The organism is Bacillus sp. FSL R9-9530 (assembly GCF_038008145.1).
GTDB classification, from domain to species: domain Bacteria; phylum Bacillota; class Bacilli; order Bacillales; family Bacillaceae_G; genus Bacillus_A; species Bacillus_A mycoides.
This window is the reverse complement of record NZ_JBBOYO010000001.1, coordinates 4942989-4959367: the sequence shown is the minus strand read 5'-3', so window position 1 is coordinate 4959367 and position 16379 is coordinate 4942989. Positions and strand designations below refer to the sequence as shown.

13 protein-coding genes and 1 pseudogene are annotated in these 16379 nt (G+C 36.8%); 3 read left to right on the top strand and 11 right to left on the bottom strand.

What is annotated here, in order from left to right:
* Positions 1-32: 32 nt before the first annotated feature.
* From MKX66_RS25125 to nadB, 5 genes and pseudogenes are all read right to left on the bottom strand, one after another.
* Positions 33-677 (bottom strand): YhcN/YlaJ family sporulation lipoprotein, encoded by a 645-nt coding sequence (locus MKX66_RS25125; RefSeq protein ID WP_016100589.1) that lies wholly within the window; start codon positions 675-677, stop codon positions 33-35.
* Between the two features lie 1637 nt (positions 678-2314).
* Positions 2315-2471: pseudogene (gene safA, locus MKX66_RS30945) on the bottom strand (SafA/ExsA family spore coat assembly protein); the annotation flags it as partial.
* Between the two features lie 224 nt (positions 2472-2695).
* Positions 2696-3802 carry a quinolinate synthase NadA gene (gene nadA / locus MKX66_RS25115; protein ID WP_215590214.1) on the bottom strand — a complete coding sequence of 369 codons (1107 nt, stop codon included), beginning with the start codon at positions 3800-3802 and terminating at the stop codon, positions 2696-2698.
* A 30-nt stretch (positions 3803-3832) separates the two neighbouring features.
* Positions 3833-4666, bottom strand: coding sequence for a carboxylating nicotinate-nucleotide diphosphorylase (gene nadC, locus MKX66_RS25110; protein ID WP_002184918.1), 834 nt, complete (start codon positions 4664-4666; stop codon positions 3833-3835).
* A 19-nt stretch (positions 4667-4685) separates the two neighbouring features.
* A complete protein-coding gene (gene nadB / locus MKX66_RS25105) occupies positions 4686-6215 on the bottom strand; it encodes an L-aspartate oxidase (protein ID WP_341087367.1) in 1530 nt (509 codons plus the stop codon).
* Between the two features lie 153 nt (positions 6216-6368).
* On the opposite strand from nadB, the gene MKX66_RS25100 reads away from it, so the two are divergent.
* The 3 genes from MKX66_RS25100 to MKX66_RS25090 all read left to right on the top strand — a co-directional run bounded on the left by MKX66_RS25100 (position 6369) and on the right by MKX66_RS25090 (position 8785).
* The gene (locus tag MKX66_RS25100) at positions 6369-7511 is read left to right on the top strand and encodes an IscS subfamily cysteine desulfurase (protein ID WP_341087365.1); all 1143 of its coding nucleotides are present in this window, start codon (positions 6369-6371) and stop codon (positions 7509-7511) included.
* The gene (locus MKX66_RS25095; protein WP_002034157.1) at positions 7511-8053 is read left to right on the top strand and encodes a transcription repressor NadR; all 543 of its coding nucleotides are present in this window, start codon (positions 7511-7513) and stop codon (positions 8051-8053) included. Before MKX66_RS25100 ends, MKX66_RS25095 begins: the two co-directional genes overlap by 1 nt.
* 84 nt (positions 8054-8137) lie before the next feature.
* Positions 8138-8785, top strand: coding sequence for an MOSC domain-containing protein (locus tag MKX66_RS25090; protein ID WP_002129246.1), 648 nt, complete (start codon positions 8138-8140; stop codon positions 8783-8785).
* Between the two features lie 102 nt (positions 8786-8887).
* Here MKX66_RS25090 and pheA read toward each other — a convergent pair whose 3' ends face one another.
* The 6 genes from pheA to MKX66_RS25060 all read right to left on the bottom strand — a co-directional run bounded on the left by pheA (position 8888) and on the right by MKX66_RS25060 (position 16346).
* On the bottom strand, positions 8888-9739 hold the full coding sequence (pheA, locus tag MKX66_RS25085; protein WP_002034155.1) for a prephenate dehydratase: 852 nt from the start codon (positions 9737-9739) through the stop codon (positions 8888-8890).
* 97 nt (positions 9740-9836) lie between these two features.
* Positions 9837-11750 (bottom strand): ABC transporter permease, encoded by a 1914-nt coding sequence (locus tag MKX66_RS25080; RefSeq protein WP_341087363.1) that lies wholly within the window; start codon positions 11748-11750, stop codon positions 9837-9839.
* A gap of 49 nt (positions 11751-11799) precedes the next feature.
* A complete protein-coding gene (locus MKX66_RS25075) occupies positions 11800-13722 on the bottom strand; it encodes an ABC transporter permease (protein WP_341087362.1) in 1923 nt (640 codons plus the stop codon).
* Complete coding sequence (locus MKX66_RS25070; protein ID WP_341087361.1) at positions 13697-14473, bottom strand: ABC transporter ATP-binding protein; 777 nt, start codon at positions 14471-14473, stop codon at positions 13697-13699. The genes MKX66_RS25075 and MKX66_RS25070 overlap by 26 nt, the downstream gene beginning before the upstream one ends.
* Positions 14474-14566: 93 nt before the next feature.
* Complete coding sequence (locus MKX66_RS25065) at positions 14567-15649, bottom strand: HAMP domain-containing histidine kinase (RefSeq protein ID WP_326997496.1); 1083 nt, start codon at positions 15647-15649, stop codon at positions 14567-14569.
* Positions 15639-16346: a response regulator transcription factor gene (locus MKX66_RS25060; protein WP_002192469.1), complete on the bottom strand. Its 708-nt coding sequence runs from the start codon at positions 16344-16346 to the stop codon at positions 15639-15641. Before MKX66_RS25060 ends, MKX66_RS25065 begins: the two co-directional genes overlap by 11 nt.
* Positions 16347-16379 lie beyond the last annotated feature (33 nt).

Here is a 16379-nt window from a genome sequence, read left to right as displayed (position 1 = left end):
AGAGGAAGGGCTATCCCTTCCTCTTTGATTTGTTATCGCATAGTACCAGTCAGGCCGTAACGAATGTCTCGGAACATATTTGTTATGTCACGATTAAAATCGTTTGTAGCTGTGCCGTTACGTAAACGCGTACTCATTGCATCGACACGAGTAAACATGTCATTTCTTACAGAAACATATACGTTTCTATTTCCAACTTCATTCACAACAGCTTGACGAATTTCGTTCGCCATCGCTGTTTCATTCGTCGCTGTATTACGTGGTTTTACCGCAATCGCTACATCGTTTCCATATACAACTGTAGAAACTCGATCTACGTTATTCATACGTTTCACACGATTCGTAATTTTCTCCGCAGTTTTACCATCATTGTTAATGTATGAATTGTTCATTGTAATATTACGAGTTGGGTGTGGATTAGCAATTTGCCCATTGTAATTTACATCACGATAATAGTTGGATCCTGCGTCATTACGACCGTTTCTATATGTTACATAATCTGTATAACGATCGTTACGCGTTACATTATCATTATATCGGTGTGTATCATTATAAGATGTACGCTCGTAATTATAGTTACGTCCATCCATCGCATTATTATCTTTTGGTGTACCACATGCAGCTAATGCACTGGTAACTAACAAAGAAGCAGCAATAACTTTTACTTTCGTATTCAATACAAAAACCCCCTCTGTTAGAATGAACTTCTCTTTCGAAAAGCTCCCCCTTATGATGAGTAACAGAGAGGGTTTTTACACTGTTAATATTTCACTAGGAATTTTCTAGCACTTAATGTAAATTCACCATATTCCTGACTATCACGAATACAAAAAAGGTGGGAATAACCCCACCTTTTTTTAAACTTCCTCTTCGTCCTCTTCTTCTGAAACTGGTTCTCCAAATACGTTTGGTGGGTCCGGCTGATAATACATCGTTCCTGGCTGTGGTGCATATGCTGGCTGAGTTGGTTGATAATATAAAGGATTAGCATATTGTGGTCCACCCGGTTGTGGACTATATAACCTACTTTCTCCTCCGCATCCACAATCTTCTTCACCTTGCACGAGTGGCGGCATATTATTATCCATTGGCATCATATTTGGATTTGGCATAGAAGTATATTGCGGCGCCATTTGTTGATACGGCATTTGATTGTATGGATTTTGTTGCTGATACGGCGGATATGGCGGCATCATTGGCTGTTGATATGGCATCATGTTTGGCATTTGATTGTTATCCATTATCGGCATCATGTTTGGCATTTGGTTGTTATCCATTATCGGCATCATATTTGGCATTTGGTTGTTATCCATTATCGGCATCATATTTGGCATTTGGTTGTTATCCATTATCGGCATTATATTTGGTGGTTGATTGTTATCCATTATTGGCATTATATTTGGTGGTTGGTTGTTATCCATTATCGGCATTATATTTGGTGGTTGATTGTTATCCATTATTGGCATTATATTTGGTGGTTGATTGTTATCCATTATTGGCATTATATTCGGCACTTGAATATTAGGCGGTATTACTTGCGGGATAATAACACTTTCTTTTGATACGTTTGGTGAGACTATGCTTCCTACATTTTCTTTCTTCACTTGCGGCGACACTATATTCCCTACATTTTCTTTCTTCACTTGCGGCGACACTATATTCCCTACATTTTCTTTCTTCACTTGCGGCGACACTATATTCCCTACATTCTCTTTCTTCACTTGCGGTGACACTATATTCCCTATATTTTCTTTTTTCACTTGCGGTGACACTATGTTTCCTATATTGTCTTTTTTCGTTTGCGGAGAAATGACATTGTTAGGTTTCATTTTATTAATTTGAGGAGCAATTAACTCGCTTCCCTTTTTTATTACGTCTGAAATTTTATATTCTTTTTTCGCTTTAATTGGTGGTTGCGGTGGCTGTGGTAATACATTGATAGAAAATTTAGTGTTTTCTTTCGTAGTAGGTTTTAATTTTTCTACTTTCTCTACAACAGGTGGTTTTTGAATGACAGGCGGCTTTTCAACTGGCTTCTCTTTTTGAATCGGAATTTCTTTTTGCACTTCTTTTTGTGGCTTCACTTGCACTTCCTTTTGCGGCTTCACCTGTATTTCTTTTTGCGGTTTTATCTGCATTTCTTTTTGCGTTTGTTGCATAGCTGGTTGTTGTGTAATAGGTGTTGATTGATACGTGATCTCATCTTCATCTTCTATTGCAAGTGGCGTTGGTGTTGATGCAAACTCTTTTTGCTGCACCTCTTTTACATATTGTTTCGGGGGCGCTGAACCCGATCCAGTTTGTTGTTTCACATGAACGCTATGCGATGGCACTTTAATTTTCATCCCTGGCATAATTAGGTCTGGATTGCTAAGCTGTGTATTTGTTTTTTTTAGCGTTTCAAAATCCACTCCGTACTTTTTTGCAATTTTCCAAAGGGTCTCCCCTTTTTGCACGATATGAATTTTCAAATTTTCCCCCTCCTGTATAACTTATCTATAAGTAAAAACACTTTGAAGTAACACTTTCTAAACAACATTAACTTCTTTTACTTTTATCACTTCTTCTATTTTCAATATGATTCGAAGTGGAATAAGCATAGAAAAACCGCAATGATTTCCTCAACACAATGTATGCCTATTTCATCCTTGTTATGATTATATGTACGAAAAAAAGCAACGGAAATCCCGCTGCTTTAAACACGCTCTAACATACGATTTAATGCAAGAACTGCCTCTTCTGTTACTTGTTTCTCTACACGAATAACGTTAATTTGTTCTCCTCTTTCTATGTTCTCAAGTGCCCATAACAGGTGAGGTAAGTCAATTCGGTTCATCGTTAAGCAAGGGCACATAAACGGATTTAGCGAAATAATTTCTTTATCTGGATGTTGCTGAATAATTCGGTTCACTAAATTCATCTCTGTACCAATCGCCCACTTACTTCCCACCGGAGCTGCTTCAATCATATCAATAATATATTTCGTTGATCCTGCATAATCAGAAGCAGCAACCACTTCATAACAACATTCAGGGTGAACAATAATATTCATATCCGGATGATTTTTTCGCACATTTTCAATATTTTTCACAGTGAAGTTTTGATGAACAGAACAATGGCCTTTCCATAAAATCACTTGAATTTCTTCTATATCTCCATCGTACTCTAATGAATCTGTATGCGGGTTCCACACTGCCATTTTTTCTAACGGAATACCTAAATCATACGCTGTATTTCTTCCTAAATGTTGGTCTGGTAAAAAGACGAGACGCTCTTTTTGTGTAAACGCCCAAGACACCATTTGTTTTGCATTAGAAGAGGTTACTGTTGCCCCTCCATTACGACCACAAAACGCTTTGATCGCAGCTGTTGAATTTACATACGTTAATGGAATCATCGTATCCCCAAATAATTTCGTGAGCTCTTTCCACGCTCTTTCTGTTTGTTCAATATCTGCCATATCTGCCATAGAACAGCCGGCACGCATATCTGGTAAGATGACAATTTGATCATCTGTCGTTAACATATCTGCCGTTTCTGCCATAAAGTGCACACCACAAAACACAATATATTTTGCCTCTTTATTATTCGCTGCAACTTGCGCGAGTTGAAGTGAGTCCCCTGCTGCATCTGAAAATTGCACCACTTCATCTTTTTGATAATGATGTCCTGGAATAAATAGTAATGCCCCCATTTTTTCTTTAATTTCACGGACACGCTCTTCCATCTCTAATGTAGACATCGTTTGATAACGCTCTGGTAACATTACTTCGATTGGCTGAACTTTCTCTAAAATACCCATTTATGATTCTCCCCCTCTAAACCACTCTCATTAGGCCTCAATATTAAAACTAATATCAAGTGCTTTCACTGAATGTGTTAACGCTCCAAGTGAAATATAATCTACCCCTGTTTTTCCGTATTTTGATAAATCTTCAATTGTAATACCACCTGAAGCCTCCGTAACGATGGCACTTGGTACAATTTTTGAAAACTCACGAATCTCTTCTGGCGTACGATTATCGAACATAATAACATCTGCGCCGGCCTCTACCGCTTCTCTTACTTGCGCCTCTGTCTCTGTTTCGACTTCTACTTTCACCATATGTCCCAATCTTTCTTTCACCGATGTAACAGCTTTTGTAATCGAGCCAGCAAAAGCAATATGATTGTCTTTAATCATGACACCATCATATAAACCGAATCTGTGGTTAAATCCGCCCCCGCATACTACAGCATATTTATCAAACATACGTAGTCCTGGCATCGTTTTTCTCGTATCACAAATGCGTGTATGACTGCTATCTAAAGCAAAAACCGCCTTACGCGTCATCGTCGCTATCCCGCTCATACGCTGAATAACGTTTAATATAACGCGCTCTGCCGTTAATAATGATGCGATTGGGCCTTGCACGGTTGCAATTATTTCGCCTTTTTCTACAAGATCCCCATCTTTTTTATGAAGTTCAACTTCAATTCTCTGATCAATTAATTTAAATCCTTCTTCAATTACTAAGCACCCTGCAAATACCCCTGTATCCTTTACAAGAAACGTTCCTTTCGCAAGTGCATTATCGGGAAAGATAAGCTGAGATGTTACATCTCTTTCTCCTATATCTTCTAGAAAAAATCGATTTAATGCTTCCTTAACTTTTAACGTATTCATAAAACCCCTCTTCCCCTTATTAAACAAGTTGTAGTTTTCTTCTCACTCGGATAATCTCTTTTTTCACGCTATTTCTTTCTGGATAATCAATGCGATAATGAACACCAATACTGTCTTCTCTTTGCAAAGCTGATACTGTTATAAGCTCACAAACTGTTAACATATTAATAAGCGTTATCTCTTCATTTGTAAGTGCATCATATTGTAAGATCATATTTCGCACACCGTACCTACTAAACCATCTCTGAGCATATGATAAATTTTTCTCAGTTCGCACAATCCCAACATATTTCATCATGCATTCTTGTATTTCTTCTTTCAACGGTAAATCATTAAGAGCTATAAAACTTTTCCCTCTCTCTTCCGGCACATTTTTTCTTTCCTCTGCTGGCTTAGATAAAATGTGTTTTCCTATTCGTCTTCCAAACACAAGACCTTCTAATAATGAATTACTCGCCAATCTATTCGCACCATGAACTCCATTACAAGCCACTTCACCGACCGCATATAAGTTTGAAATGGACGTCTCTCCGTCACAATTCGTCTTCACGCCGCCCATATGAAAATGAGCGCCCGGTACGACCGGAATAGAATTTTCTTTTAAATCAATACCATTCTTTTTACATAATGATGAGACGGTCGGAAAACGTTGTTCAAAGTTTTGAATGGTTTCGATGTTTAAGTACACTTTTTCACCTGCAAGAAGTTGTTCATGAATTGCCCTTGCCACTACATCACGCGGTGCGAGATCTTTCCCGGGATGTATATCCATCATAAAACGCTGTCCTTTTCCATTTATAAGGACAGCTCCTTCACCACGGACTGCTTCAGAAACGAGACCACAACATCGCCCGTCCACGTATAACATCGTCGGATGAAATTGTACAAATTCTAAATCAACAAGTTCCCCCCCAGCTCGATATATCATCGCAAGTCCATCGCCTGTAATTGTCTCATCATTCGATGTAAAGGCGTACAAACCACCTATTCCTCCTGATGCTAACACCGTATTATCAGCATAGTAACGCTTCAGCTTCCCTTCACTATTTCGCGTTAAAGCTCCTATGCATTTATTATTTTCTATAATAAAATCGAGCACCATTTCATGCTCAACGACAGTAACGTTCGGAACTACTTCTTGTATTAAATGCTCTAACAGATTTTTACCAGTTGCATCTCCTCCGGCATGTAAAATGCGCCGTTTTCGATGCGCCCCTTCTTTACCAAGGTGGATCCCTTTTTCATCCCCATCAAATTTCATTCCATTCGTAATAAGCTTACTTATTTCTTTCGGTCCCTCTTCAACTAAATAACGAACTGCTTCTTCGTTGTTATAATGGCAACCTGCCACTAATGTATCTTCAAAATGCCCACTCGGATCGTCATATGTAGCAACTGCTGCTGCAATTCCTCCTTGAGCTAAATGTGTATTATTATTACGTCCTGTTTTTTTTGTGATAATTATCACATTCTTTTCGTGACAAAGCTCTTTCGCAACACGAAGCGCCGCAACGCCACTTCCAATAATCAAGACATCTGCACTTGGCATAATTGTTGCCTCCCACTTTACACTTTCCAACTGTCTTGACACCTATATTTACATAGTTTTAAAATAATGACAAGAGTTTTTTTACAATTCTTATTTTCACTACCATTCTAAAAACGAAAACAAATGTCACTCTTACTGAAGAGAGGAAATTACATGATGATATATCTAGATTATGCAGCGACAACACCTATGAGCGAAGAAGCTTTAGAAACATATGTAGAAGCAGCAAATAAATATTTCGGAAATGAACAAAGTTTACACGATATCGGCGGAAGCGCATCATCTTTATTGCAAGTTTGTAGAGAAACATTTGCAGAAATGATTGGGGGTAAGGAACAAGGTGTATTCTTTACAAGCGGCGGTTCAGAATCTAACTACCTTGCGATTCAATCCCTTCTAAATGCTAGAAATGGAAAACACATTATTACGACACCTATGGAACACGCATCGATTCGAAGTTATTTTCAATCCTTACAATCGCAAGGTTATACTATTACTGAGATTCCTGTTGATAAAAGTGGGATAATTCATTTAGTAGATTTAGAAGCAGCTATTACAGAAGATACTGCTCTAGCAAGTATACAGCACGGAAACTCTGAAATCGGGACCGTTCAAAACATTGCAGAGATCGGAGCACTTTTAAAAAAATATAATGTTTTATTTCATTCGGATTGTGTTCAAACGTTTGGTAAACTTCCAATAGACGTTAAAGCGATGGAGATTGATAGCCTCTCTGTTTCAGCCCATAAAATATACGGACCAAAAGGAGTTGGAGCTTGCTATATAAATCCGCAAGTTCGCTGGGAACAAGTATTTCCAGGAACTTCTCATGAAAAAGGCTTTCGCCCTGGTACAGTGAACGTTCCTGGAATCGCTGCTTTTTTAACAGCCGCAGAGCATATATTAAAGAATCAAAAGGAAGAGAGCTTTCGTTTTCAACAATTACGATCTTATTTTTTAGAGCAATTACAAACACTTCCTCTAGAAATTGAAGTGAAAGGACATTCTACTTCTTGTTTACCACATATTATTGGGGTTACAATAAAAGGAATAGAAGGTCAGTATACAATGTTAGAATGTAACCGTCATGGTATAGCCATTTCAACTGGAAGTGCTTGCCAAGTAGGTAAACAAGACCCTTCAAAAACAATGCTTGCAATTGGAAAAACGTATGAAGAGGCAAAACAATATGTCCGCTTTTCTTTCGGACATCACACAACGAAAGAACAAATTGATACAACTATTCATGCACTACACACAATTGGAAATCAATTTTATAGAGGTGTTAAATCATAATGAAACAAAATGATCAAAAAAAGATTTTAGGCGAAGAAAGACGACAACTCATCCTTGAGTGGCTTCTTGCTGCAAATGAACCGTTATCAGGGAATGAACTATCTAAAAAGACAAACGTAAGTAGGCAAGTTATCGTTCAAGACATTTCCTTACTAAAAGCACGAAATGAACCAATTATTGCGACTGCACAAGGATATTTATATTTAAAGCCACAAACAAGACAACAAGCTTTCGAACGCGTAATCGTATGCCAACATAAACCGGCAGAAGTACGTCAAGAACTTACTATGTTAGTTGACCACGGCGTTACGATTAAAGACGTAAAAGTTGAGCATCCTGTATACGGCGACTTAACAGCATCGATTATGGTAAGTAATCGCTTCGATGTAGAACAATATTTACAAAAAATCGAAAACACAAACGCTTCCTATCTTTCGCAACTAACAGATGGTATTCACTTACATACAATCGAAGCAGATTCTAAAGAGAAATTAGATGCTGCCTGTGAGGCACTAGATCGAGCTGGATTTCTCGTTTATTAATTAATGTACAGCACAGAGTTTTTCATCATTCTCTGTGCTTTTTTAGTGATATAATATTGAAATCAATTGTAAAGGAGATCAACTATGGGAATTGAACTCGTTCACTTTAGCACTGGTAAACCGAAACAAATGAAATATGGCGAAGATAAAGAAATGATAACAGGTATATGTAAAGATCCTACAGAAGAGGCCTTCCTCTCAAAAGACGGATTCCGTGGTGATGATGTAGCGGATTTAAAACACCACGGGGGACCTGATCGCGCAGTTTGTGTGTACCCACACGAGCATTACGCACTATGGGAAGAGGAATTTCAAACTACACTTCCAGCTTCCACATTTGGCGAAAACATTACCGTAACAAATATGTTAGAGCGTGATGTTTGCATCGGAGATACATATCAACTAGGCGAAGCAATCATTCAAGTAACACAAGCTCGCGTACCTTGTAGCACAATTTCAAAACGTGTCGGTATTCCTGGCATTTTACCACGCATTGTAGCAACTGGATATACTGGCTACTTATGCCGCGTTCTTCAAGAAGGTACTGTGCGTAAAGATTCTAAAATTACATTACTAGAGCGCCCATCAAACAATGTATCTGTTTTGTTCTCTAACGAAATTTATTTTCATAATAGGAAAGATAAAGATGGCATTGAGAAGGTTCTTGCTGTACAAGAACTAGCCGAGATTTGGCGTGGTCAGTTAGAGGATCGTCTTTCGAAGTTAAAATAATAAATCCCACCTTTTATAGGTGGGACTCTATTTATCTATCATACGGTATACTAGCGACCGAAATTATATCGACTTAACTACAAAATACGACAAACACTCCCCTTACAACCAATAAGAAGAATAACTCCCCAGCACAGTAACAGAAAACCCGAGTGCTTCAAGTTCCATTGTTACGCCTGGCAATAATACATCATCGTATGCTTTGTCGACGTCGATTAAGAAAAAGTAATTTCCAAGGCCTGTTTTCATCGGGCGCGATTCAATTTTGGATAAGTTTAATTTTCTCCATGCGAAAGCTGATAACACTTGATATAGTGCCCCTGCGTAATCAGCAGGTAACGTTATCATAAGCGTCGTTTTCTCTCCTCGGTTTTCTCCGTTATTTGGGAGTACTGCTTTCTTTTTCTTATGGAGAACAAGGAAACGTGTATGATTGTTTTTATGCGTATGAATATCACGCCTTACAATTGTTAATCCGTATTTTTCTGCCGCTGCTTCATTTGCAATAGCTGCAATTTTTTCTTCAGGATGTTCTTTCACATATTGTGCAGCAGCGCTTGTTGATGTCATATCGCGAACGGTTACCCCTTTTAATTCCTCATTTAAAAATTTATGGCACTGTGCAATGGCATGTGGATGAGAATGTACAGCGTATACTTCTTTCCACACTCCTTCGTACTGCGGGTGTACGAGTAAATGTTGCTGAATTGGCACTGTAATTTCTCCTACAATGGAAAGTGGCTGCTCATGTACGAGATAATCAACCGTTATATTAACTGAACCTTCTATGGCGTTCTCTAACGGTACAACTGCGAAATCTACGTTTTCATTTGCGGCTGCATCAATACAATCTGGAATCGTTCGATACGGTACATGCTCTGCTTCCGGAAAAAAACGACTCACCGCCATATTTGTAAATGTTGCCTCTGGTCCTAAATATCCTACTCGAATCATCGTCTTTTCCCTCTCTTTTTCGTTTTCTTACTGTTATACCATACTTTTTTATATTCTTCTATGTAAATTTCGAATATTTAAAAAAGACTAGCATTCGCTAGTCTAAATGTTTCTTGTATTCTCTTTGAGCGAAGAAGAAATAAATGATACATGCAGCGATATAAAACAGAATAAACAAACCTACTTTTCTTAACGAACCGTCCATAAAGAGAGTATTATGAAACGTATATAACGCAACTGCACTATGCATACTTCCTACTATAATTGGCGCAAAAAATAGCATACATAATTGCCAACGAGAAATCTTCCACACCTCTTCCTTTGTCATCCCAAGTTTAGAGAGTGCACCATACTGTTTACGATCCGATGCAATATTATGAAACCATTTAAAATATACGATACTACATGAAGTAAGGAAGAATAATATACTAATGAATGAGCCTACAAATAGAGTAAGATTACCGAACTCTTTCATATTCACATATAACTCCATATTACTTCGAAATGCATCATTATTATCTTGTTTCATATGTTTCCGTAAATCTTCGTTTAATTCTTTCGTATTTTCGATATTTGGTAATGTGTAACCTCTATATATCATTTTTTCAGAATCCGGAATTGTATTTGCTATACTGTTAAAATCTTCATCATTCATGACAAAAAACAGACCATTAATGTATGAAGGGTGATAGTTAAATTGTACCCCTTCTTTCTGACCGTTAAATGCGAATGGATACGCTTGATTCATTACTTGCAATTGAATCTCTTTTTGATTATATACATTTGGATAATTGCGTTTATTATAATAGACAAGTGTAACTGTTCCTTTTTTAGGATAATACATTTTCTGTTTTTGTTTTCTTGCCTCTTGATTGTATTCACTTTCCTTTATAAGCGGTGCTACCTCTGTTTCTCCCTTATTGGACTGAAAGGATGCATACACTCCAACAAAACTCATATATTGAAAATCATCATATCCATATTGATGTAATAAGTTTTCAACCTTGTCTTTCTCGAAAACTTCATGAGCAGAAGTGCCTTTTTCTATGTATGAAAATGAGTGTACTCCTCCGCCACGCCACATATCTTGCATGCTAGAAAAATATAAGAACACCGTACCTGTCGCCGTAACGACAAACGTTGTTGCCATAGACAACAGAAAGAAAAAGCGACTATTTTCCTTCATTCGATGTGACAATTGATTCACTATAAATAAATACGGATATGTATACATAATCTTTTTATTTCGTTTTATCACTTCTAACAATTGGCTAACACCATGTGTAAAAGAAAAATACGTTCCAAAAAAAATAAGTATAGACACAGGGAAAAAGTATAATGCTATCGTTGGTATCGTCACTTGTAGCGCTAGCGCATATCCCGTTCCTAAACAAGCAAAGCCGAATAAACAAAGCCACTTTGATGTTTTCCTCTCTCGTTTATCTGTTCGAAATTCTTTTAATAACCGTATGATTTTTATATTCCATATACGTAAAGCACTTATAAAAGATAACAGAACAAAGACGAGCATATATATAACAAACGTTACACCAATCGCTCTCATGTCAAATATGACAGGGAGTTCTTTCGGAAGGCGAAGTAACATGCTAAACACCATAAAAAAGAGTTTCAAAAAAATCATGCCAAGCCCAATACCGAAAATATTAGCGAAAATACCGATCAATATTTGCTCGGTCATAATCACTCCTATTACGTTAGACTTCGTCGCTCCCATTAACATATATAACCCTAATTCTTTCTTACGTGCTTCTATGAAAATAGAAGTAGAGTACAAAATAAATATGACGAAAAAAGAAATAATTATAACGTTACATATGATAAGTCCCCAGCGTACATTTTGATACCACATCGTCTCTTGCATATACGGATGTACAATGACAGACATGTATGCATAAGAAGCAAATATGGCAAAACAACTACTTAAGAAAAACACTTTATAATTACGCCAATTTCCCTTTATATTTTGTAGCGCCAGTTGCCGAATGTTCATCTATCGTCCTCCTGTACCTTACTACATAGGCAAAAAGCTAGAGGTTTCCCTAGCTTTTCACGTGTTTTAAATATCCTCTTTGCGCGATCATAAAGTAAATGGCAGAAGCTAAAATATAAGCCCCTATTACAATCGCACCTGATTTCCATAAATCGATATAAAGCATTTTCCCTAACGTATGAAGAGCAAACCCACTATGAATTGTACCGATTAAAATTGGGATAAAGAAGATAACACCCATTTGTCGAATTGCAATTTTACGAATTTCTTTATCTGTCATACCGATTCTTTTTAACGATTTAAATTGAATACGATCTTGTTCTTTATCGTTAAACCATTTAAAGTATGTCATACTACAAGCGAAGAAGAAGAACAGTACAGCTACAAAGAAACCGATAAACATCGTAATTGCTCCTGATTCTCTTATATTTTTATAAGCGAGCACCGAGTTATTTAATTCCTCTTGCTTATCTGGTGCAATTTCCTTTTTCAAATCTAGCACAAGGTCTTCCGTACTTTTCCAGTCTTCAATATAATAACCATAATATTTCGTCTTTTCTTCATCTGGTACGAGCTTTTCGTATTTCTCAAAATCTTGATCATTCACAATGAGATATTCGCTATCATTAAAAACAGAATATGACGTTGGCTCATTTAATTGAGCAGACTGCATTTGTCCGTTGATTGTAAATTCATACGGTTTCGTACGATCTATCTTCATAAGTTCATTTGCTGCATCAACCATAACCATCGTCGCACTACCTGGTGCATTATGAACCTCTGTAATTTGCTCTTTCTTTTGTTCACGTACTTCCGCGTTATATTCTTTTTCTGAAATAATCGTCATTGGTACTTCACGTTCACTGTTAAACAACATTATTTTCTGTGTTGCAGGTAGTTTTACGTAAATTACTTTTCGTGCATCTTCAAACCCATGTTTTTTTACAATCTCTTGTTCTTTTTCTTCATTAATCAGGCTATGCGTATTTAGTCCCTTTTCCTCATATGAAATAGCATGCGGTGTAAGCTCTATCGTTTTCGCACTCATATTTTCAAAATATACATAAAGCGTACCAACCGCTGAAGAAACAACCGCCGTAATAATAGAAATAACAAATAGAAAACGAGCATTATCTTTCATTTTATAAATAAGATTGCTAAGGACTAACATGTTTGGATATGTATAAAATGATTGTTTTCTTTTTTGCAACGCTTTTAATATGACTGTACTACCTTGTGTAAATAGTAAATATGTTCCGCCAATTGTCAGTCCTACAATCGGTAAGAAATACATCATAAAATTCATAATTGTTACTTGGAAACAAAGAACATATGCAGCAATAATACAGCCTATACCAACTACACATAACGATGTAAATGCAAAAGGCTCTACTTTTTGCTTTCTTGCCTCTCTTAATAAGTCAATAATTTGCAAGCGTCCTACTGTCCAAACGCTAAACAATGATAGGATTATAAAGAGGATAAAGTATATGCCAGCTGTAATCAAAACTGCTTTACTATTCCACACAAGCGGAAGTGTTTTATCTATTTTCAATAATACGCTTAATGCTTGGAAAAATAGTTTTGAACAAAGCATTCCAATCCCAATACCTACTACAATGGCAATACTCCCTAACATCAATTGCTCTAATATAATCATTCGGCCAAGTTGAGACTTCGTTCCACCTATTAACGTTAATAAACCGAATTCTTTTTTTCTTGCTCGTAAAAATGTTGAATTCGCATATAAAATAAAGAGTGCTGAGAAGATGACCACAATATAATTCATCGATTCTAATCCTTTTGTAATCATCGTCTTCATACTAATATTACCGCTTACGACATCTGGATGATAAATGAAGGAAGCATACATGAAAAATACGACAATCGATAAACAGCTACTAATAAGAAACGCTTTATAATTACGCCAATTTCCTTTTACGTTATTAAGCGCGAGCTGGCGAAAGTTCATGATATTCTCCTCCTAGCATCGCAAGTACATCCAGAATTTCTTGGAAAAAGGCTTGTTTCGTTCTTCCCTTATGTATTTCTGAGAAAATTTCTCCGTCGCGAATGAAAAGAATACGTTCGCAATAACTCGCCGCTACTGGATCATGCGTTACCATTGCAATTGTCACTTTCTTTTGTTCATGTAAATCTTGCAACGCGCTCATTAATGATTTTGCTGACTTAGAATCTAAGTTTCCTGTTGGCTCATCCGCTAAAATTAATGTTGGTTCATGAATAATCGCCCTTGCAGCTGCTGCACGTTGTTGTTGTCCACCTGATACTTCGTATACTTTTTTATTTAAAATTTCTTCGATGTTTAAAAACCTCGCAATTTCAAGTACTTTCGCATCAATTTCTTTTACAGATTTCTTCGCCATTACAAGCGGCAAAATAATATTTTCTTTAATCGATAATGTATCAAGTAAGTTGAAATCTTGGAAAATGAATCCTAGATGTGTACGGCGAAATTCCGCCAATTTTGCAGCACGCATTTGATTAATTTCTTCACCATTTACAAGCACATGACCTGAAGTTTGCTTATCAATTGTTGCTAATAAATTTAAAAGCGTTGTTTTTCCGCTTCCTGAAGGCCCCATAATCCCTACAAACTCGCCTTCTTCAATTTTAAAATTTATAGCATTTAAAGCAGTCGTCGCTACTGAACCTTTTGATTGGTACACCTTTGTTAACCCTTTTACTTCAAGAACACTCATTTCTAATCCCCCTACGTGTTTTCTTCTTACATTTACTATAAGAAAAATAAGAAAAAGAAACGAGTGATTTCCCTTACAAAACGTTTTGTTATCTTACAGTTTTGTCATTTTTCTCATTAATGTATGATATTCTTCATCTTTTGCAAATTGGAACGTAACTGTTGTTCCTTCCCCTTCAGTTGATTGTACATACACTCCATGATGTAAATTACCGCAGATTTCCTTCGTAATATATAAACCCATACCTGTCGCTTCCCTTGTTTTACGGCCGTTTATTCCCGTAAAGAACGGATCAAATATACGCTTTACATCTTGCTCTGGAATACCAATTCCATTGTCCTTAATATGTAATAACACCTTTTGATCTTTCTCTTCAATTTGAAATTGAATTTCTTTTTTCTCTGCTTCTGAAATTTTTGTATACTTAATTGCATTCACAACAATTTGGCTCATCGCGATACTAAGCCACTTTCTATCAGACGCAATCATACAAGTCTCTTCTTCAAACATCATTTTCGGAAATACAGAAGATTGAATGAACGACTTCCGATTTTCATTAATAATATCTCGAATGACCTCTATAACATTTACTACTTCTACTTTATAGTCTTTCGAAAATTGATCTAACCTTGCCATATGTAACGCTAAATCTAACCCATTTAAAATACGGTTATTTTCTTCACGAATACTTTCAATCGTTCCCCTTGCTTCACGGTGTTCCTTACCATATTTCTGTAACAATAATTCAATAACGGATACTGGTGTTTTCATTTGATGGATCCACTGGTTCATAAAAATCATTTGCTGTTGCTCTTTTGCATGCTGCTTATGAACTTCATTCATATATTGCTGCCTTAATAGCGTAAACGCTTCAACAACCAGTTCTTGCTCTGACGTATAAGAAGTATCGATAAGTAAAGAGTCATGTAATGTATGTCCACCGGCAATATACTGTTCTATTCTCTTTAAAAACACACTTCGTTTTCGGTAATCGTAAATAAGGTATACACTAAACACAACTGTCCCTAATAACAGTCCGTATAGCCATGTACTCCAGTCCAGCGAACGCTTTTCTAAAAGGCTTTGCAACTGCAATACGAGCCCAAATAAACAAAGGCTTATAATGTAAGAAAGGATTAAGGAAAAACGGTCTATGAGGTAGCTTTTAATCTTCATGCCCTTCGCCCCACTCAGTAAGAAGAGCATAACCGTACCCACGCTTTGTGACAATTGCATTTTTAATGCCTAACTCCTCAAGTTTCTTCCTTACACGCTTTACATTCACGGTTAATGTATTATCATCAACAAAAGCTACTTCATCCCATAAAGCCTCTAACAGCTCTTCACGTGTCACGTATTGATTTGATTGTTTCATTAAACATTCTAATAAATAAAACTCATTTTTTGTAAGTTCCGTTTGTTGACCTTTCCACTCTACTGTGTGCTGTGATGGGAATAATAACAATCCATTAACACCTAAGCAGTCACTTTCCGCGGCCAAAGCATACTCACCATACCCGCGGCGGAGTGCACTTTTCACCTTTGCCATTACGATATCTAAATGGAATGGCTTTGTAATGTAATCATCTCCGCCATTTTCAATCGCCATTACTTGATCCATTTCCCCTGTTCTTGCAGAAACAAAAATAATCGGCGCATTCGATACAGTGCGGATTTGGCGGCACCAGTAGAAGCCATCAAAGTATGGTAAATTAATATCAAGTAACACAAGATGAGGACTTACTTTTACAAACTCATCTTTTATATGCCGTAAATCGCTCACTCTGAAAGATTGATATCCATACCTTTCTAAATGCTCCTCTAATATCTCTGCAATTTTTTCATCATCTTCTACAATTAATATTTTATACATATTCCTTTTCTCCCCATAAAATATTCTTCTAAA